The sequence below is a fragment of the Pseudomonas sp. MPDS genome (assembly GCF_013283895.1).
GTDB lineage: Bacteria > Pseudomonadota > Gammaproteobacteria > Pseudomonadales > Pseudomonadaceae > Aquipseudomonas > Aquipseudomonas rhizophila.
Window position 1 is genome coordinate 1754322 of the sequence record NZ_CP054128.1, and the last position, 18596, is coordinate 1772917.

Consider the following 18596-nt stretch of genomic DNA (forward strand, 5'->3'; position numbering starts at 1 on the left):
CCCACACTGGGACGGTGTCGACCACAAATTGTCTATTCACCAAAGATCAACTGTGGGAGCGAGCCTGCTCGCGATGGGGCCAGCAGCCCCACTACCATCCCAAGGTCGCCCGTCATCGCGAGCAGGCTCGCTCCCACACTGGGACGGTGTCGACCACAAATTGTCTATTCACCAAAGATCAACTGTGGGAGCGAGCCTGCTCGCGATGGGGCCAGCAGCCCCATTACCATCCCAAGGTCGCCCGCCTTTTCTTGCCGCTTGAAGCTTGCCGCTTGAAGCTGCCCCTAAAGCACAAACCGCCCATCAAACATCGGCTCGTTATCCAACGCCAACACACCGCTCTCGAAAATCAGATCCAGATGATGGCTGCCCTTGGCCCCGCCACCCAGCCCCAGGTGCAGGCCGCAATGGCGCTCCTCGAAACCGGCATTGCGGGCATAGAGGCTCTTGACCCCTTCGTTGGTGCCGATGCCCAGTTCCTCGATACGCCGGTTGGACGGGTTGGCGTCCAGGTATTTATTGAAGTCGTGTTCCAGGCCTGGCACATCGCTGGCGATTTTCTGAATGGTGGAGTCTTCGATCCACAACTCCAGCGGCGATTGCAGTACGCCGTATTTGCGGGCGAACGGGATGGTGCTCAGGAAAGTGCCGACGAACTTCACCTGACCGTTAATGGTGTCGCTGTGGGTAGCGATTTCGCCGGGTGCCAGGTCGTAGTTGCCAACACCGTTGATGTCGGTCCATTTCTTGACGCTGTTGAGGGCCGTATCGAAATACGAACCGTGGTCATCCTGAAAACTCAACGTCGTTGCTTGGGACATGCGCCGGATCAGGTGACTGTTGAGCCCGGCGATGCGCTGAGGAATCACGCTGAAGGTGTCGTAGAAATAATCGCCGTAGTCCTTGAACAGCAGCGATTTCTTCCAGTTGTCCGCCATCACGCCTTGCAACGCGCGAACAAAGTCCGGGCCGTCGGGGCGTGGGTTGGGCAGGGTGGAAGAGTCGTAGAAGAAAATGTACAGATCGCTGTCGGCAATCGCCTTGGACAGTCGCTCCGTGGGTTCAAGGTCCAGGCGCATGGTGCTGAACCGGAAGGGTGAACCGCTGCCAGCCTGTTCGGCAATAGCCCCGGTCAGTGCTTCGTAGTCGGCGGTATGGCCGAGCAACACCTTGGCTGGCTGGATGCCGGCCAGGGCGGGATGATGTTCAAGGTAGTAAAGGAAATGTGAGATGGCTCGTTGTGTGTCCATGCTTATTCTTCCCTGACAGTGGTGTTTGGCTTCCCTGAAATCTGCAAAGTGGCGGAGCCGACCGGCCGGATCGCCTCCGCCGGGCGATGCTTACAGAGGCCACATCGCCGTGCCGAACGGAACAACGGCGTCGGCTTGCATCATTTCAACTGCGGCTTCGTGGGTCGGTGCTTCAAACCATTCGTCCAGTTGCAGTTCGGTTTCCAAGTCTTTGTCCAGTGCTTGCATAGTGAATCTCCTAGATGACTTTTACGGAAAATTGCGAAGTCGATTCCGCGATGGAGAACTGACCGGAAGCGGCTGCGCAAAACCTGCCGGCACGACGCCTTGGCAAGTCGCTGAAAACCTAGTCGAGGGTTTTTTGGAATGCAAAAAAATAATTTATTTTTTTTCGTTTGAACTTTTTATTCCATTTTTACCGAAGAAATTAGTTATTCAAAAACAGTTGGCTGTGTAGTTTTTTGCTTAGGTAGCTAGCTACCGTCAATTTGCAGTCAGCTTACAGAAAATTCCCACACGGAAAGTTTGCGTTACGGTTTGTAAAGAAATGCTGACGATTTTTGCCTATCAAATCGGTCTATACCGGCGTTTGGCTGCGCTGTAAGAAAAAACTGCCGAGAAGGTCGGTTTGACGGGGTTTCCGACACTTTGCAGCGCTTGTTTCAAACCGGCGGGACGGGTCAGATGCGCGGCAGACCTGAAGTACGGGGTGCGCGGGTGTCTGGTCGCAGTGGGGCAGCGGTGTACAATGCGCCGCGTTTTACTGTGACCCTTCGCGTACCCACGCATTTTCAAGGTTATCCGCCTTGTTCACTCCGCCACGCCACGAGCGTGTCGGGTTCGATTTCGTCACAGATAAAAACAAATAGGTGACGCATGACCGTTGTAGAAAATACGCATTCAGGCGAGCTGAAACGCGGCCTGAAAAATCGACACATTCAACTGATCGCCCTCGGCGGCGCGATCGGTACAGGCCTGTTCCTCGGCTCGGCGGGGGTGCTGAAGTCAGCCGGCCCGTCGATGATCCTCGGTTACGCCATTTGCGGCTTCATTGCCTTCATGATCATGCGCCAGTTGGGCGAGATGATTGTCGAGGAGCCAGTGGCCGGCTCCTTCAGTCACTTTGCCCACAAGTACTGGGGCGGTTTCGCCGGCTTCCTGTCGGGCTGGAACTGCTGGATTCTCTACATCCTGGTGGGCATGTCGGAACTGACCGCGGTCGGCAAGTACATCCACTACTGGGCGCCGGACATCCCGACCTGGGCTTCGGCGGCAGCATTCTTCGTCCTGATCAACGTCATCAACCTGGCCAACGTCAAAGTCTTTGGCGAGGCCGAGTTCTGGTTCGCGATCATCAAGGTCGTGGCAATTGTCGGCATGATTGCCCTGGGCAGCTATCTGCTGGTCAGCGGTCACGGTGGCCCACAAGCTTCGGTGACCAACCTGTGGGCCCACGGGGGATTCTTCCCCAACGGCGTGAGCGGTCTGGTGATGGCGATGGCGATCATCATGTTCTCCTTCGGTGGCCTGGAAATGCTCGGCTTCACCGCTGCCGAGGCGGACAAACCGAAAACCGTGATCCCCAAGGCCATCAACCAGGTGATCTACCGGATCCTGATTTTCTACATCGGTGCCCTGGTGGTGCTGTTGTCCCTGACCCCATGGGACAGCCTGCTGAACACACTCAATGCCTCCGGCGATGCCTACAGCGGCAGCCCGTTCGTGCAGGTGTTCTCGATGCTGGGTAGTAATACGGCGGCGCACATCCTCAACTTCGTAGTGCTGACCGCCGCGCTGTCGGTGTACAACAGCGGCACCTACTGCAACAGCCGCATGCTGCTGGGCATGGCCGAACAGGGCGATGCGCCCAAGGCCCTGGCCAAGATCGACAAGCGTGGCGTGCCGGTGCGTTCGATCCTGGCTTCTGCTGCGGTCACGCTGGTGGCGGTGCTGCTTAACTACCTGATCCCGCAGCATGCGCTGGAGTTGTTGATGTCGCTGGTGGTCGCGACCCTGGTGATCAACTGGGCGATGATCAGCTATTCGCACTTCAAGTTCCGTCAGCACATGAACCAGACCCGCCAGACACCGCTGTTCAAGGCGCTGTGGTATCCGTACGGCAACTATGTCTGCCTGGCGTTCGTGGTGTTCATTCTTGGGGTAATGCTGCTGATTCCCGGCATCCAGATATCGGTCTACGCGATTCCGGTGTGGGTGGTGTTCATGTGGGTGTGCTACCTGATCAAGAACAAGCGCAGTGCCCGGCAGGACATGGCTGTGGCCGCTGCCGCCAAGTAAGCGTCCTTGAAATACAACAAACCCGGCACTTGGCCGGGTTTGTTGTATTCAGACTCATGCTGATCCCTGTGGGAGCGAGCCTGCTCGCGATGGCGCCAGCACATTCAGCATTGATGCAAGCTGACCCACCGCTATCGCGAGCAGGCTCGCTCCCACAAGGGTTGGTCGCTGTCTTGGGGATTCGCGGTATTCTGTGGGTCCTGATACCGGACCTCTTTTTCCATGCTGGCAATTTCCAACACTGTGCACATCCCGGACGCCGAGATCGAACTGACGGCCATCCGTGCCCAAGGCGCCGGCGGGCAGAACGTCAACAAGGTGTCCAGCGCCGTGCACTTGCGCTTCGACATTGCGGCCTCGTCCTTGCCTGATTTCTACAAGGAGCGGTTGCTGGCGCTGCGCGACAGTCGCATCACCAGCGACGGCGTGTTGATCATCAAGGCCCAGCAATACCGCACCCAGGAACAGAATCGGGCCGATGCCCTGGAACGCCTGACCGAACTGATCCTCAACGCCACCAAGGTCGAAAAGAAGCGCCGTCCGACCAAGCCGACCCTGGGCTCGAAGAAACGTCGCCTGGAATCCAAGACCAAGCGCGGTTCGATCAAAGCCGGGCGCGGCAAGGTGGACTTCTAGTTTTTCTCCCGCTCCTGGCGATACTTCGGCGCCTGGCGGTACAGGTAGAGACTCAGCAACAACCCGCCCAAGGCCGCCAGCGCGGCGAACAAAAAGATCGAAGCAAAACCGAAACCTGCGGCAATCGCACCGGCCAACGGCCCGGTAATCCCCAGGGACAAGTCAATAAACAACGAATAGGCGCCCACCGCCGCGCCACGGCTGGAGGCGGGTACCAGGTTGACCGCTTCCACCCCCAGCGCCGGGAACACCAGGGAAAAACCGAAGCCGCTCAATGCCGCGCCGGCCAAGGCCCAATGCGCATCCGGCGCCAGCCAGAGCAACAACAAACCGAGGGTTTCCACCGACAGGCAGGCAATCGCTACCCGGAAGCCGCCCAGGCGGTTGATCAAATTACCGAACAGCAAGCGCGCGCCGATGAAGCTGGCGCCGAACAGGCTCAGGCACAGCACTGCGTTGTCCCACTGCTGCGTGGCGTAATACAGGGTGATGAACGTGGCGATGGTGCCAAAACCGATGGAGCCCAGGGCCAGGCCGCAGCCATGGGGCAGGACGCGTCCGAGAACATGCATGAAAGGCAGCCGTTCGCCAGTGACAATGGGCGCCGCCGTTTTCGGCCAGGCCAGCGCCAGCCCCAGCAACGCCAGCAAAATAATGCTGACGCCCATGCTCCACAGCCCCAGGGATTTCACCAGCCACACCCCCAACGGCGCGCCAATCGCCAGCGCGCCGTAGCTGGCGATACCGTTCCAGGAAATCACCTTGGCGGTATTCGCCGCGCCGACCCGGCCAATGCCCCAGCCAATCGATCCCGATCCTACCAGGCTTTCGGCGCTGCCCAGCACCAGGCGGCCGATCAGCAGGCTGATCAGGCTCAGCGTCGGTAGGTTTGACGTCCAGGCAGACGCTAGCATGAACACACCGCTCAGCCCGCAACCGGCGAGGCCGAACATGACCGCGCGCTTGCTCCCCAGGTTGTCGATGATCCGTCCGGCATAAGGACGACTGAGGAGGGTGGCCAGGTACTGGACGCTGATTACCAACCCGGCGATCACCGCGCCAAAACCCAGTTCGCCGTGGACGAACCCGGGCAACACGGCGAGGGGAATGCCGATATTCAGGTAGCCAATGAAAGTGAACAGAACGATGGAAACGACTTGCAGCGTGACCGCCAAGGGGCGCTGGGTATCTGGCATGGGTAAAGAGTCCACGGAGCAGCAGGATAGATAGGCTGCTTATGATAGCGGTGCCTGCGACCGTGAAGCGTGGAAAAGTAAAACTATTTGCCGGATGGCGCTGGGGTGTCGTCTTGTCCAGCCACCAGGTGCGTGGTGACCAATGCAGCGAGGGCGTTTTCTTCAGTGCCAAATCGTGCCAGCAGGGCGGCTTGTTTCTCTGGGGAAAGGCGCGTCCAGATATCGACCATCTTTTCGGCGGTGCCGATCAGGACGCTGGCTTGGGCTTCGCTGAAGGTAGGGTCATCGGTCATGGGGGGCTCAGGATTCAGGCAGTGTGGAAAGCGCATCTTAGCGCTTTCCACACGGTCTGGTCGTGCGGGTGAATCAGTCTTCGCTGTCGGCTTGGCGGCGTTCAGTGGCTTCTTTGGGCTCGGGTTGCTGGGCGTCTGGTTGCCCCCCGGCTTGTAGCGTGGTCGTCTGCTCAGTTTCGTGCAGGCTAGGGAAGGGGAGATTAGGAATCTCGTGCATATCGCGCTCCTCGCAAAGTCTGTTGGTAGATCTGGTAGATCCGCGCTTTTAAAAAGCTTGGGCAGGATACAGCAGAAGAAATGACAAAAAGACTTTTAAGTTCCGTTGCGGCGACAAAAGGGCTTGTCTGGACAGGACATGTCCAATCATCAAACGCCTGCTACCGGTCGTCGCGAAGGCTCAAGAATACGCCCGGCGGGTCGATGGTTTGTACATATCCCGCATTCGGTTGCGACACTGCAAACCACGAACATGGAGGTCGGGACGTGTCGTCCGTGAGCTTGGCTCTTTCTTCTTTTCAAGAGATTTCCCTCCATGTTTCTACAAAAATCCCTGAGAGCGCAGATTCTCGCCTTGCTCAGTGGCAGCCTGCTGGCGATGTTGCTGATTGCCCTGGCGTCTTTCCATTTCCTCTCCAACGGCGTCCAGAACTATCGCAACCTGATCGATGGCCCGTTGCGTGCGTCGCAGTTGATCGATGAGGCCAACCTGCAATTCAAGGTGCAGGTCCAGGAATGGAAAAACGTTCTGCTGCGCGGCAAGCAGCCGGCAGACCTGGCTAAATACTGGAAGCAGTTCGAAGATCGCCAGCATGATGTCCAGGGTATTCTTGGCCAGTTGATCGCCCTTGAAGGGGTTGCGACACCCATCAAGACTCGGATTGAGGGGTTGCGAGACGAACACCGTCAATTGGGTGCGGCCTACCAGAAGGGCCGTGATGCGTTTGTGACGGCGGGCGGCGATGCGGCGGCGGGTGATGCGGCGGTCAAAGGTGTGGACCGCGCGGCCAGCGAGCAAATGAGTGCGCTGGTGGTGGAGTTGCGCAAACTTGCCAGCGAACAATCGGCGCAGATCAGTGCCGGTGCCGATCGCACGATTATGCTGGGCACCGTGATCATGCTGGTTTCCGGCCTGCTGATCGGGCTGTTCAGCCTGTGGCTGGTCAATCGCAACCTGGTGCAGCCGATCCGCAACCTGATCGAATACGTGACCCAACTGAGTCGCGGCCGTTTCGCCGAGCGGGTAGTCAGCAACCGGCAGGACGAATTGGGTGACCTGGCGCTGGCCGCCAATACCCTGCGCGACTTTCTCGCCGAAACCTTCTCGCGTCTGCAGCGCAGTGCCACGGAACTGGACAGTGCCAGCGGCGAGCTTAATGCCATCGCCAGCCTGATGAGCCAAGGCACCAGCGAGCAATTCGAACGCACCGACCAGGTGGCGACGGCGATGAACGAAATGTCCGCCACCGCCCAGGAAGTCGCTCGCCATGCCGCCGACGCGGCACAGGCCGCCGATGACGCCGATCACTCGGCGCAGCAGGGCGAGAAGGTCATGCAAGGGACCATTCATACCATCACCCGCATGCGCGGTGAAATCGCCAACACGGCCACGGTTATCCGCCAGTTGGAAACCGATAGCGGGCGCATTGGCAAGGTGCTGGAAGTCATCCGCGGTATCGCCGAGCAGACCAATCTGTTGGCCCTCAACGCTGCCATCGAAGCGGCCCGGGCTGGCGAGGCTGGACGCGGTTTCGCGGTGGTTGCCGATGAGGTGCGCAGTCTGGCCCAGCGCACCGCCTCGTCCATCATCGAGATCAACCAGATTATCCAGACCGTGCAAACCGGTGCGGTGGACGCAGCCCAGGCCATCGAGAGCGGTCAGTCGCGCAGTGAAGAAAGTGTGGAGCAGGTGACTCAGGCCGGTGTGATGCTCGAACGCATTACCCAGGCCGTGGAAGCGATTCGCGACATGAATCGTCAGATCGCCACTGCCGCAGAAGAGCAGACCTCGGTGGCTGAAGACATCTCGCGCAACCTGACCGAAATCACCTGCATCGCCAGCACTAACCTGGACAATGTACAGCGCACCGAAGCCGCGAGTCGGAACCTGCACGGTTTGTCAGGGCAGTTGAATGAAGTGACGGCGCGGTTGAGTGCCTGACGGTCGACGGTCGTTAGCGGTAGTTGTCGATAGATGCAAAAAAGCCGCGCAACCCTGAGGTTGCGCGGCTCATTTTAGTGACCAATTAACGGTCTTGCTTGTCGCTCAGGACTTTGCCGGTAGTTGCGTCAAAGTCTACATCCCACTCTGTGCCATCGGCCATTCTCAGTTCAACTTCATATTCATAACCGTTGAAGTGGTTATCCAGGTCGGTGTCGGTGATGGTTGCGCCTGGGTGCAACTTCAGGGCTGCTTGGTTCATCTCTTCCAGCGGCTTGATTTTTCCGCTCTTGACCAACTCAGGAATCTGGTCGACTCGAACATCAGCCTGGGCCAGGCCGGCGGTGAGGGTCAGGGCTGCGGCGGTGAACAGGGCAGTCAAAGTTTTCATGTGTTCTTTCCTTGCTGTGATTAAGGGGTGTGTCGTTTAAGTGGGTTCAGATTAACTGTGGCAACTTAATTCACCCTTAATTCAGTAACCGTTGTTCTCCAGCACCTGCGCCACGCTGCCTGTTTCGGGACGCTTCAAGTATTTGAGCAGTTCGCTGGCGCGGTTGGTAAAGATGCCATCCACTCCGGCCTCCAGCACTTTTCTGAAGTCCACCGCTTCATCCACCGTATAAACGTGCACCAACAAACCCTGGTCATGGGTGTATTGGTTCATCCACGGCTGCACCAAGTCCGAATAACTCTGGCTGCCGCCTTGAGTCAACGCGGCGGACGGCCCGGTGCCGATAGCGCCTTGTGCCTTGGCGAATTGAACCCATTGTTCAAACTCGGCGTTGTCCTTGGGCTGCTGTTTGGCGTAATAGGCCGCCTTGTCCGTTTCGCCGGACTCGGCAAACGTCACCTTCGACTTGGCCTCGATGTAGCCATCGCCCACCCACAACAGCAGGACTTTTGGCACGTTCGGCATTTCTTTTTGCAGCAGTTCGAGGCTGCTCTTTTCGAAGGTTTGCAACACCACCTTGCCTTTGCCCTGACCTACACCGGTGGCGCGTTTGGCGAGCTTGGAGCCCGACGGGCTCAACCAGCCGCGGTCATGCAGTTTATCCTTCAAGTCGCGCTCGATGCCGGGGAACAGCTTCGGCTCCTTGGTTTCGATGTACAGCCCCGGTTTGTGCAGCGGGTTGCCTTCGGCGATGTTGATGACTTCATCGAGGGTCAGAATCTTCAGGCCCACGAACGACGGGCGGGCGCGGTCCGGGTAGGCGGTGTTGAACCAACTGCCGGCATCGAGGGTTTTGAGTTCCGCCATGGTGAATTCGTTGGCGGTGCTGTCCTTGCGCTCGGGGAATTTGGTCGCGACATCGGTGGTGCGCAGCAGGCTGTCGTCGTGCAGCACGAACAGTACGCCGTCCTTGCTGCGTTGCAGGTCCAGTTCCAAGTAGTCGGCGCCCAGGTCGCGGGCCAGTTTGTAGGCCGCGGCGGTGGTTTCCGGCGCGTCAAACGAGGCGCCGCGGTGGGCGATCACCGCTGGGTGAGGAATGCCCTGAAGGGCCGCGAGGGACTTTGGGGGCGCGGCTTCGCCGGCCTGTGTCTGGCCGAAGCCAAGCAGCAGGCTCAGCATCAGGGCACTACGGGTGAAGGTGACAGGCATGCTCGAGATCCTTTCGTGGGTTTCGCAAAGACCTATCTTTTAACAACTGAACGTTCCTGGCGCTATCGCTATACCGACATAAAAATGCGCAAAGCAGATTTTTCCCACGCTTTTTCAGGCTGCTTTGCAGTACGCTTGGCCGCACCAGTTTCCCCGGCAGAGGGAAACCCGAAGACAGCATCCACTTGCCCTGCGTGTAAACCATCGATCAGACGTCCTGCGGGACGCATCCATGAGGTTTACCATGCGCACCACTTCGACATTCATCTGCCAGGCCGCCGACCAGCTCAAGGGTTTTGTCGGCCTGAACCGCAAAACCGGCCAGTACATCGTGCGCTTCAGCGAAGATGCCTTTGGCATGGACGTGGCCGACGACGGCATCATCCCCACCTGCGAATTTGTCTGGACTCCGGTGGCAGACGGCACCATGGCCCTGAGTCGCCAGCGCATCCAGTTGCTGCTGGACCAGAACATCGACGACCGGATCAACCTCACCGAACCGTTGCGGGTTTACATGGCCCGTAGCGACCTGCCGGAGATTGTTGCAGTGCGTCAGTTGGTGGAAGGCTAAAGCCACGCCGACTATGAATGGGCTGAAAAAAAACTGTGGGAGAAAGGCTTGCCCGCGATGGCGGCGGCACATTCAGCACTGATGCAAGCTGACCCAGCGCTATCGCGAGCAGGCTCGCTCCCACAAGGGATTTGCGGTGCGCACCGAATCGGTTAGCCCTGAAAAACCACTGTGGGAGAAAGGCTTGCCCGCGATGGCGGCGGCACATTCAGCACTGATGCAAGCTGACCCAGCGCTATCGCGAGCAGGCTCGCTCCCACAAGGGATTTGCGGTGGACACCGAATCGGTTAGCCCTGAAAAACCACTGTGGGAGCAAGGCTTGCCCGCGATGGCGGCGGCACATTCAGCATGGATGCAAGCTGACCCAGCGCTTTCGCGAGCAAGCCCGCTTCCACGAGGGATTTGAAGTGAACACCGAATCGGTTAGCCCTGAAAAACCACTGTGGGAGCAAGGCTTGCCCGCGATGGCGGCGGCACATTCAACACTGATGCAAGCTGATCTGCCGCAATCGCGAGCAGGCTCGCTCCCACAAGGGGTCTGAGGTGGACACCGAATCGGTTAACCCTGAAAAACCACTGTGGGAGCAAGGCTTGCCCGCGATGGCGGCAGCACATTCAACACTGATGCAAGCTGATCTGCCGCAATCGCGAGCAGGCTCGCTCCCACAAGGGATTTGCGGTGAACACCGAATTGGATAGCCCTGAAAAACCACTGTGGGAGCAAGGCTTGCCCGCGATGGCGGCGGCACATTCAGCATGGATGCAAGCTGACCCAGCGCTTTCGCGAGCAAGCCCGCTTCCACAAGGGATTTGAGGTGGACACCGAATCGGGTAGCCCTGAAAAACTAATGTGGGAGCGAGCCTGCTCGCGATGACGGCGGCACATTCAGCATGGATGCAAGCTGGCCCAGCGCTTTCGCGAGCAGGTTTTGTAGGCTGGCATCAGGTTTGGCGCTGGAAGGCATAGTCCCGTTCGACCTTGCACACCCGCGTGTGGCAATGGGCGTACCAGGTCGAGCGACCGCGTTCGCGGATTGCGCGGTGTTCGGGGTGCTGTTTCCAGGCCAGGATCGCCGCTTCGCTGCTCCAGTAGGACACGGTGATGCCCAAGCCGTCTGCGCCACGGGCCGACTCGACGCCGAGGAAGCCCGGCTGCTCTTGAACCAGAGTCAGCATGCGCTCAGCGGCTTGGGCGTAACCCTGGTCCCCCTCAGTGCGCAGGGAGGTGAAAATCACCGCGTAATACGGGGCGCTCATGATGCTGTCCTCCGGCAAGCCTCGACAAACGCACTGACCAGCGGCGGCACACGTCCTTTCAACGCTGCGCGCTCAGGCTGGAACAGGGTCGCGACAAAAAAAGGATGATCAGCCAGCTCCACGGCCCGTAAATCGCCAGCCGAATCCCGGGCCACGGCGTGCAAGCGGTCACTCAGCAAGTCCCGCTCAAACTGTGGATTGACCCCAAAGCTGCACCGATATCCTTCGAAAACCTTAAGGCGACCATAGGCCTTGGCAATCAACGAATCGGCGTCAAGCTCAAGACAGTCGATGGTTTCGATCAGCGCACAGCTTAACGGCGTCAGCAGTGCCCGTTCAGCCTCGGGAGCTGTTTCGCCATGAGCTGCGTCGGCCCAGCCCATCACATTGCGCGCGTATTCCAGCACGGCATGCTGAAAACCGCCGCAGGTGCCGAGGAAAGGGCGACGCTGTTCGCGGGCAAAACGAATGGCTTGCAGCGCGCCATTTTCGTTTCGGTAAGGGCTGCCGGGCACGCACCAGACCCCGTCGAAACCATTCAGGACGGCGCTGTCGGTGATGAGGTCGGTGCCCAGCCATTGAAATCCAATGTGATGACCGGTTTGCTTGCTGGCCAGTTCGAGTGCGATGGGGATGGCCCGATGGGCCGTTATTTGAGGGTCATAGTCGCCGACCAGGGCGATGTGCAAAGAACGCTGGTTTTCCATGAGAGGCTCGCCGCTTGTTGATTCCTGGTCGCCACTATAGATTGGCGTTCACGCAATCAATATTGGTGTTTGCCCAAGTGATCAATGCATCGACGCACTATCGTCTGGACTATCCCGATCTGTCCCTGATCCTGGCGCTGGTCCGTGGCGGTTCGCTGGCCCGAGCCGCGCGCTTGCTGCACGTGGATGTGTCCACGGTCTTCCGCTCGGTACGGCGGCTGGAGGCCGCCCTGGGCCAACCCTTGTTCGAAAAAAGCCGTGCAGGGTATTTGCCCACGAGCCTGGCCCAGGCGCTGGCTGAGCAGGCCGAGCGCGCCGAACAAGCGTTGGAGGCGGCGCGTGTCGGGGTGGAGCAGGGCGGTGAGGTCGTCAGCGGCACGGTGCGCCTGACCTGCACTGACTCGGTCCTGCAAGCATTGTTGCTGCCGGCTCTGGCGCGGTTCATGCCTGCTTACCCCGCGCTGTCCCTTGAGCTGAGCACCTCGAACGACTTTGCCAACCTGAGCCGCCGCGACGCCGACATCGCCTTGCGACTGACCCGTACGCCGCCGGAACATCTAGTCGGGCGGCATCTGGGTAATGTGGTTTATCGGGTATGTGCCGACACCCGCTATCTGCGTTCGGTAAATACGGATGATCTGGCCGCCATGACCTGGATCGCGCCGGATGACTTTCTCCCCGATCACCCCACTGTGGCTTGGCGCCGTCAGCATCTTCCTGGCGTGGTGCCGGCCTATCGCTGCAACAGCATGCTTTCGGTCACCGAGTTGGTTCGAGCCGGGCTGGGCGTGGCGGCGTTGCCGGACTTTCTAATCGGCGAAAACAAGGGCCTTACGCCCATTGGCGAACCGCTGGCGGGGTATGACACGGCCCTTTGGCTGCTGACCCGGCCGGACTGTCGCGCCTTGCGCTCAGTGGTGACATTGTTCGATGAACTCAGGTGCAATCTGCGCTTGCACTGACTTTTGTCCAACAGGGCGTTGATGGCTCAATCGAGGATGATCTCCCGGCGGTATAGTGACTTGAGCCCCAGCCTCAGGCAGAGAACATCATGATGACAGAATCGTCGCAGCCCACTTCCACAGCACCTGTTGATCACTTGCGTTTTCATCGTCCCCACGCGCATTTGGGGCCGACCTTTGGTAATGACCGCTTTGCGCTACGCGCGGAGGCATTCGCGCGTTTTTTCGGGACACCCATGTTCCTGGGGGCGCAGACCTTGATCGTGTTGATCTGGATAAGCCTGAACATGTTGGGTGTGGTTCATTTCGATGCTTACCCGTTCATCTTGCTGAATCTGGCGTTCAGCCTACAGTCGGCCTACGCCGCCCCGCTGATCCTGCTGGCGCAGACACGCCAGGCCGCGCGGGACAAGGCCCAAGCCGAAGCGGATGCTCAACATCGCGAAGCACTGGCCATTGCCAACAGTGAGCGCCAGGCCCAGGCAGCACAGAACACGGCGCAATTGCTCGAGTTGTTGGAGCAGAACACCCGCCTGACGGAAATGACCAAGGCATTGACCGAGCGCATCGACTGCCTGACTACCGAGATGCACGAGAAATTCGTGAGCAAGCCATCGATGCCGTAATCCGTTTCTGCGGTGGTAGCGACACTCAGACCTGATAGCGGGCCAGGAACATGTCGAGGGCCGATTCAACCACCTGAGTCTGTTCATCCTGGGTCAGGCACGGCTGGCCCATGGAAATTTGAGGCCAGAAGGCGAACGTCTTGATCAGCCCGTGCATCTGTTGCGCCGCAAACGCCGGCTCCACGGCTTTCAACCGACCGTCGGCCTGGGCCTGGCGAATCCACACGGTCAAACCTTCTTCGCGCTGACCCATGCGCGCAACCATATCCTGGGCTCGCTCGGGCGAATGAATCGTCGCGGCAATGGCGATGCGCGCCAGATCGAGAAAATTATCGTCTGCCAGCATGTGCAATTTGGCTTGCAGCAGCTTTCGAAGCTGCTCACGCAGGGGCTGCTCCGGGCTGTAGGCCATGTCCTGTTCGGCGGTAATGCTGTTCCACAATCGATTCAGAATTTCCGCAAACAACTCCTCTTTGCTGGGGAAGTGGTTATACACCGTGCGCTTTGACACACCCGCCGTCGCCGCGATCTTGTCCATGCTGGTGATCTCGAAACCGCTGCTACGGAATTCGGCAATCGCGGCCTGGAGGATGGATTCGCGTTTTCGCTCGGTGAGGCGCTGCGGCGGTACGGTCATGGTTAATCATCATCTGGAGAAGGGAAGTTACACTTGGCAGTTTACTTGCTCTCGGGATTGCTGCAATCTACAAACTACACCGAGTAGTGTAGTTTTCAATCAGGCGGCTGAGCGTGCATGCAACGGCCATTAGCGTCCCACAACGGCGAAGCGCAATTGCGACGACGTCCTTGGAGTTTTCGCATCATGACCATTTTTTCTTCGACTGACAGCCCTGCGGTGCTTCCTTCATCCCAGCAGGAGCAAGGAAAGTACCGTAACCACGCCCCTACACCGCGCCAAGGGCTCGGCCAGATGCTACGCATCATGTGGAACATGATCTTCCACAAACCGCGCAACACCCGTCCTGCGGGCACCATCGAGGTACAACCGCTGACGCGCGCCGACCTGCTGGCCGCGCCGAACAACAGTGTTTTCCGCCTCGGGCATTCCACGGTGCTGCTCAAGCTGCGAGACAAGTTCTGGCTGACCGACCCGGTTTTTTCCGAGCGCGCTTCCCCCCTGCAATGGGCTGGCCCCAAGCGCTTCCATCAGCCGCCCATCAGCCTGGAAGAGCTGCCGCCAATTGAAGCGGTGATTCTTTCCCATGATCACTACGACCATCTCGATCATCAGGCCATCCTCCAACTTGCCGCCAAGACACGGCATTTCCTGGCCCCTCTCGGGGTAGGCGACACCCTGATCAAATGGGGCATCGACGCCAGCAAGGTGCGTCAACTGGACTGGTGGCAGAGCACCGAAGTGGACGGCATTGAATTCATCGCCACACCCTCCCAGCACTTTTCCGGTCGCGGGCTGTTCGACGGCAACAGTACGTTATGGGCCTCGTGGGTGATGATCGATGGCGCCACCCGAATCTTCTTCAGCGGCGACACGGGCTATTTCGACGGTTTCAAACGCATCGGCCAGCAATACGGCCCATTCGACCTGACGCTGATGGAAACCGGCGCCTACAACGTCGAATGGCCGCACATCCACATGCAACCGGAGCAAACCCTGCAGGCGCATATCGACCTCAAGGGCCGCTGGTTGCTGCCGATCCACAACGGCACGTTCGATTTGTCGATGCATGCCTGGTACGAACCCTTCGATCGCATCCTGGCCCTGGCCTGGGAGCGCAACGTCTGCATTGCCACCCCGCAAATGGGTGAAGCCTTCAGCCTCGCGCAACCGCAACGTGGCCGCGCCTGGTGGCTGGACGTGGAACCCTCGGCTTATCAAGACCAGCCCGACATGGCCTGACCCTCGACGCATCGATCATTCGATCATTGCGTAGTCTGGCCGCCCCATCGGATCCGGCGTGGCGCCTTTGATATTCATGCCGCGCCCAGGCGCAAAGCCCGGGAAGAACACCAGGCCTTCGGCTTCCAGCCGAAAGGCCAGGGCCAGGCGGGTGACATCAAGTAGCTCGCCCCCCGCTTCGAAGCGCCGGATGGCCTGGGTCGAGACTCCAGACTGCCGTGACAATTCCTCGACACTCCAGCCCAGCATGGCTCGAGCCTGCGCGCTGTGGGCAGGGGTGAATTGATAGACAGCGATGCGTTCCAGGGTGGTTTTGATTGCGAGCGAGGCCATGGGAGTTCTCCAAAGCTGTGGATTCAAAAAATACTGTGTTTTTGTACAGTTGTTTTGAATCCTGATCAATCTCATTTTTTTGATCAATGACCGGTGGTCTTTTCCAGCCAGGCACTCGGTGCGTGACCCAGAACCCGGCGGAACATGGTGGAGAACGCTGCGGGGCTGTCGTAGCCCAGATCCAGGGCAATACGGGTTACCGAATCGCCTACGACCAATCGAGACAGCGCCGACATCACACAGGCCTGTTGTCGCCATTGGCTGAAACTCAACCCGGTTTCCCGGCTGAACAGCCGATTGAACGAGCGCAGGCTGATAGGCAACTGCGCCACCCATTGCACAGGTGAGACGTGGGCGTTGGGGCGTTTCAGAAACTCCTGGCACAGGCCGAGCAGGCGTGGGTCCTTGGGCAGTGGCAGGTGCAACGGCAAATGAGTGCTGCGCAACAGTTCGTGCAGCAACAGATTGATCAGCGCGCCGTCGCGTCCGGCCTCGTCGTATTCCGGCGCAAGCTCCACGGCTTCCAGCAGCAACTGGCGCATCAGGGGCGACACGCTGATGACTTGGCAACGGGCGTCCATGGCCGTCACCGCGGCCGGTTCGATGTACACGCTGCGCGTGCTGACCCCCAGCATCAGCACCTCATGGGCAACCCCGGGCGGGATCCATACCGCCCGTTGCGGCGGCACCACCCAATTACCGTCTTCGGTGCGGACGTGCATCACACCAGTGGCGCCATACAGCAACTGCGCCCGGCGATGATGGTGCGAGGGCAGTAAATGTCCGTGGGGGTAGTCGGTGCCAATGGCGACGACAGCCCTGGGGATCGCATCCAATAAATCGATCGAAGTGTTGCGCATCGAGGGGCTACTCATCATTGGCGTAAACGCAAACATTATTGGCCTGTTTTCTAGAGCGGGCCAAGCTTCGCTTATCTAACGTGGGGCGCCTCCCATTTCACGGATTCGCCTCGATGTTCTATGTATTGCTTGCGTGCTTCGGCTGCCTGAGTGGCGTAACGGCGGTGTTGTTCGGCTTTGGCGGCGGTTTCGTCGTGGTGCCTTTGATGTATCGCATGCTGATGGCCCATCACTCGGGTGACGCCATCGGTGAATCGGCCATGCACATTGCCGTCGCCACCTCGACCTGCGTCATGATCGTCAACGCCCTGGTCGCCACCGGAAAACACCAGCGTGCCGGTCAACTGATTCGTCATTACCTGTGGCCGTTCGGCGGTTTCATTGCGCTGGGGGCGGTCTTCGGCGCAGCGGCCGCCACTTGGCTCAATGGCGAGATTATCCGCTACGCCTTCATGGCTTACCTGGGCCTGACCATCCTGGACTGCCTGCTGCGGCGAGGTTTTCTGACACGCCCCAGCGATGCCGTCCTACGCCCTTTGGCGCCAATGGAGACCGCATTGGGCGGTACAACCATCGGAATCATCGCCACAATGCTGGGCGTCGGCGGCAGCGTCATGACCGTGCCACTGCTGCGCCGTTGTGGCCTGAGCATGTCCCAGGCCACGTCGATGGCCAATCCACTGAGCGTGCCCGTCGCGTTGGCCGGCACCGTCACCTACATGGCCTTAGCCAGCTTCACCGGGACAGACTTCGGCCCGTGGTTTGTCGGTTACGTAGACTTGCTGGCCTTTGTTGTGCTCACACTCGGCGCGCTACTGGGCATCCGTCTGGCAACACCATGGATCGGGCGGATACCGGATCGGCTGCATGCGCGGGTGTATGTAGGGTTGTTGATGTTTGTGATGGTTGGGATGTGGCTGGGGTAGGGTAGCTATTGACCAGCCAACCCCGGTGCTTCCCGAATAATGAAGTGATCCAGGTTCTCGATATTGGCGCTGAACACCCCGAACGTCTGCTCGGGGTTTTTCTTGCTCGGCACCTGTTTCAGCTCCGGCGTCACGCCATAAAAGAAGCAATACAACGGCGCGTCACTATCGATGGCGTGCTTGATCTCTTCCAGAAACGCTTTGCGTTTGCGGTAGTTGTCGATCAGCTTCTTGCTCAGGTAAACGTTCACCGAGTAAGGCTTCTTCTTCGCCTCGTCCGGTTGCTTGAACCAGACCTTTGCTTCGAAGTCGATGCGAAAGCTCTGGGTGTAATCCTTGATCTCCTTGATCTTGCCCCAGTAAATCAACCCCTTGTTGTCCAGCAGGTATTCGATCTTCTTGAAGAACGATCCATAGGGCGCCGTGTGCTCGCCAATCTTCAGCGGCATGCGCTTGAGCAGTTCCCTGTCCGCGAAGTTCGACACAAAACACTCCACCGGATGGGCGAAGACGCTGGTCTTGTCCGGCGCTGAATCACGGCTCGGGTGCTCGACATGACTGGCGGCTGAAGGCTCTCGCTCATCGCGCAGAACGTCCGCCACCACCGTCGGGCTGGATGGCTTGCGCACATACTCACGCCGAGTCAGCAATAATTCCGACGGAAAATGCTCCTCCGGACCGTCATCCGTTTCCCCGCCCTCCGTCTCCAGGCCTGATGCCGGAGTCTTCAGGCTGACATAAGGACAACCCTCGATATGCCGCGTGCTGGGGATGTTCTTGAAGTGCGGCGTGCGCACGTAATTCACGTTCTTGGCGTTGAACGTCCCCAACACATTCGCCGCATCAAACGCCGCCCGACAGGCATCGTTGGGGCATTGAAACTGTTCCTTCGCGGAATCGAATGCCACCGTCTCGTCAAAATTCAAATCGCGCACGTCATAGATCGACAGCTTGTCGTCGAGGCTGAGGCAGTAGGCGAGGTCGAATTTCATCGGGGCTCGGGTCCATGAGGGGGAAATGTATTAATAGCGAAGGGCAGGGCC

21 protein-coding genes are annotated in these 18596 nt (G+C 59.1%); 8 read left to right on the top strand and 13 right to left on the bottom strand.

The window, feature by feature from the left end:
* Window positions 1–284: 284 nt before the first annotated feature.
* Both HQ912_RS07605 and HQ912_RS07610 read right to left on the bottom strand, forming a co-directional pair.
* Window positions 285–1250, bottom strand: coding sequence for a leucyl aminopeptidase (locus HQ912_RS07605; protein ID WP_076383726.1), 966 nt, complete (start codon window positions 1248–1250; stop codon window positions 285–287).
* Window positions 1251–1340: 90 nt separating this feature from the next.
* Window positions 1341–1478, bottom strand: a complete 138-nt coding sequence (locus HQ912_RS07610) for a hypothetical protein (RefSeq protein WP_003178782.1) — start codon at window positions 1476–1478, stop codon at window positions 1341–1343.
* A gap of 648 nt (window positions 1479–2126) precedes the next feature.
* Between HQ912_RS07610 and HQ912_RS07615 the strand changes: the two genes are divergently transcribed.
* Entirely contained in the window at window positions 2127–3548 is a 1422-nt protein-coding gene (locus HQ912_RS07615) for an amino acid permease (RefSeq protein WP_047226975.1), read from the top strand.
* A gap of 222 nt (window positions 3549–3770) precedes the next feature.
* Window positions 3771–4184 carry an alternative ribosome rescue aminoacyl-tRNA hydrolase ArfB gene (gene arfB, locus HQ912_RS07620; RefSeq protein ID WP_047226974.1) on the top strand — a complete coding sequence of 138 codons (414 nt, stop codon included), beginning with the start codon at window positions 3771–3773 and terminating at the stop codon, window positions 4182–4184.
* Here the strand turns inward: arfB and HQ912_RS07625 are convergent.
* The 3 genes from HQ912_RS07625 to HQ912_RS07635 form a co-directional block, all read right to left on the bottom strand.
* The gene (locus tag HQ912_RS07625; protein WP_047226973.1) at window positions 4181–5380 is read right to left on the bottom strand and encodes an MFS transporter; all 1200 of its coding nucleotides are present in this window, start codon (window positions 5378–5380) and stop codon (window positions 4181–4183) included. The two genes, arfB and HQ912_RS07625, sit on opposite strands and share 4 nt — an antisense overlap.
* A gap of 83 nt (window positions 5381–5463) precedes the next feature.
* On the bottom strand, window positions 5464–5709 hold the full coding sequence (locus tag HQ912_RS07630; RefSeq protein WP_076383727.1) for a hypothetical protein: 246 nt from the start codon (window positions 5707–5709) through the stop codon (window positions 5464–5466).
* A gap of 37 nt (window positions 5710–5746) precedes the next feature.
* The gene (locus HQ912_RS07635) at window positions 5747–5890 is read right to left on the bottom strand and encodes a hypothetical protein (protein WP_172833788.1); all 144 of its coding nucleotides are present in this window, start codon (window positions 5888–5890) and stop codon (window positions 5747–5749) included.
* A 315-nt stretch (window positions 5891–6205) separates the two neighbouring features.
* Between HQ912_RS07635 and HQ912_RS07640 the strand changes: the two genes are divergently transcribed.
* Window positions 6206–7831, top strand: a complete 1626-nt coding sequence (locus HQ912_RS07640) for a methyl-accepting chemotaxis protein (protein WP_173406640.1) — start codon at window positions 6206–6208, stop codon at window positions 7829–7831.
* 85 nt (window positions 7832–7916) lie between these two features.
* On the opposite strand, the gene HQ912_RS07645 is transcribed toward HQ912_RS07640, so the two are convergent.
* Both HQ912_RS07645 and HQ912_RS07650 read right to left on the bottom strand, forming a co-directional pair.
* Window positions 7917–8222, bottom strand: coding sequence for a PepSY domain-containing protein (locus HQ912_RS07645; protein WP_047226970.1), 306 nt, complete (start codon window positions 8220–8222; stop codon window positions 7917–7919).
* An 81-nt stretch (window positions 8223–8303) separates the two neighbouring features.
* Window positions 8304–9431, bottom strand: coding sequence for a glycerophosphodiester phosphodiesterase (locus HQ912_RS07650; RefSeq protein WP_047226969.1), 1128 nt, complete (start codon window positions 9429–9431; stop codon window positions 8304–8306).
* A gap of 244 nt (window positions 9432–9675) precedes the next feature.
* Between HQ912_RS07650 and HQ912_RS07655 the strand changes: the two genes are divergently transcribed.
* Entirely contained in the window at window positions 9676–10002 is a 327-nt protein-coding gene (locus HQ912_RS07655) for a DUF2025 family protein (protein WP_076383729.1), read from the top strand.
* Between the two features lie 943 nt (window positions 10003–10945).
* Here HQ912_RS07655 and HQ912_RS07660 read toward each other — a convergent pair.
* Window positions 10946–11260 (bottom strand): antibiotic biosynthesis monooxygenase family protein, encoded by a 315-nt coding sequence (locus tag HQ912_RS07660; protein WP_076383730.1) that lies wholly within the window; start codon window positions 11258–11260, stop codon window positions 10946–10948.
* Entirely contained in the window at window positions 11257–11967 is a 711-nt protein-coding gene (locus tag HQ912_RS07665) for a CTP synthase (RefSeq protein ID WP_173406641.1), read from the bottom strand. Before HQ912_RS07665 ends, HQ912_RS07660 begins: the two co-directional genes overlap by 4 nt.
* 14 nt (window positions 11968–11981) lie before the next feature.
* Here HQ912_RS07665 and HQ912_RS07670 point away from each other — a divergent pair, with 14 nt between their 5' ends.
* Together HQ912_RS07670 and HQ912_RS07675 are read left to right on the top strand one after the other, a co-directional pair.
* Window positions 11982–12929 carry a LysR family transcriptional regulator gene (locus HQ912_RS07670; RefSeq protein ID WP_173406642.1) on the top strand — a complete coding sequence of 316 codons (948 nt, stop codon included), beginning with the start codon at window positions 11982–11984 and terminating at the stop codon, window positions 12927–12929.
* A 92-nt stretch (window positions 12930–13021) separates the two neighbouring features.
* Window positions 13022–13555 carry a DUF1003 domain-containing protein gene (locus HQ912_RS07675; RefSeq protein ID WP_047228806.1) on the top strand — a complete coding sequence of 178 codons (534 nt, stop codon included), beginning with the start codon at window positions 13022–13024 and terminating at the stop codon, window positions 13553–13555.
* 25 nt (window positions 13556–13580) lie between these two features.
* Here HQ912_RS07675 and HQ912_RS07680 read toward each other — a convergent pair whose 3' ends face one another.
* The gene (locus HQ912_RS07680) at window positions 13581–14192 is read right to left on the bottom strand and encodes a TetR/AcrR family transcriptional regulator (RefSeq protein ID WP_047228799.1); all 612 of its coding nucleotides are present in this window, start codon (window positions 14190–14192) and stop codon (window positions 13581–13583) included.
* A gap of 186 nt (window positions 14193–14378) precedes the next feature.
* Between HQ912_RS07680 and HQ912_RS07685 the strand changes: the two genes are divergently transcribed.
* Window positions 14379–15434 carry an MBL fold metallo-hydrolase gene (locus tag HQ912_RS07685; RefSeq protein WP_139049342.1) on the top strand — a complete coding sequence of 352 codons (1056 nt, stop codon included), beginning with the start codon at window positions 14379–14381 and terminating at the stop codon, window positions 15432–15434.
* Between the two features lie 15 nt (window positions 15435–15449).
* Here the strand turns inward: HQ912_RS07685 and HQ912_RS07690 are convergent, their stop codons facing one another.
* Window positions 15450–15767: a helix-turn-helix domain-containing protein gene (locus tag HQ912_RS07690; RefSeq protein ID WP_047228797.1), complete on the bottom strand. Its 318-nt coding sequence runs from the start codon at window positions 15765–15767 to the stop codon at window positions 15450–15452.
* Between the two features lie 83 nt (window positions 15768–15850).
* The gene (locus HQ912_RS07695) at window positions 15851–16627 is read right to left on the bottom strand and encodes an AraC family transcriptional regulator (protein WP_047228796.1); all 777 of its coding nucleotides are present in this window, start codon (window positions 16625–16627) and stop codon (window positions 15851–15853) included.
* Between the two features lie 113 nt (window positions 16628–16740).
* Here HQ912_RS07695 and HQ912_RS07700 point away from each other — a divergent pair, with 113 nt between their 5' ends.
* Window positions 16741–17553, top strand: coding sequence for a sulfite exporter TauE/SafE family protein (locus tag HQ912_RS07700; protein WP_107321998.1), 813 nt, complete (start codon window positions 16741–16743; stop codon window positions 17551–17553).
* Window positions 17554–17558: 5 nt separating this feature from the next.
* Here the strand turns inward: HQ912_RS07700 and HQ912_RS07705 are convergent, their stop codons facing one another.
* On the bottom strand, window positions 17559–18545 hold the full coding sequence (locus tag HQ912_RS07705; protein WP_173406643.1) for a hypothetical protein: 987 nt from the start codon (window positions 18543–18545) through the stop codon (window positions 17559–17561).
* Window positions 18546–18596 lie beyond the last annotated feature (51 nt).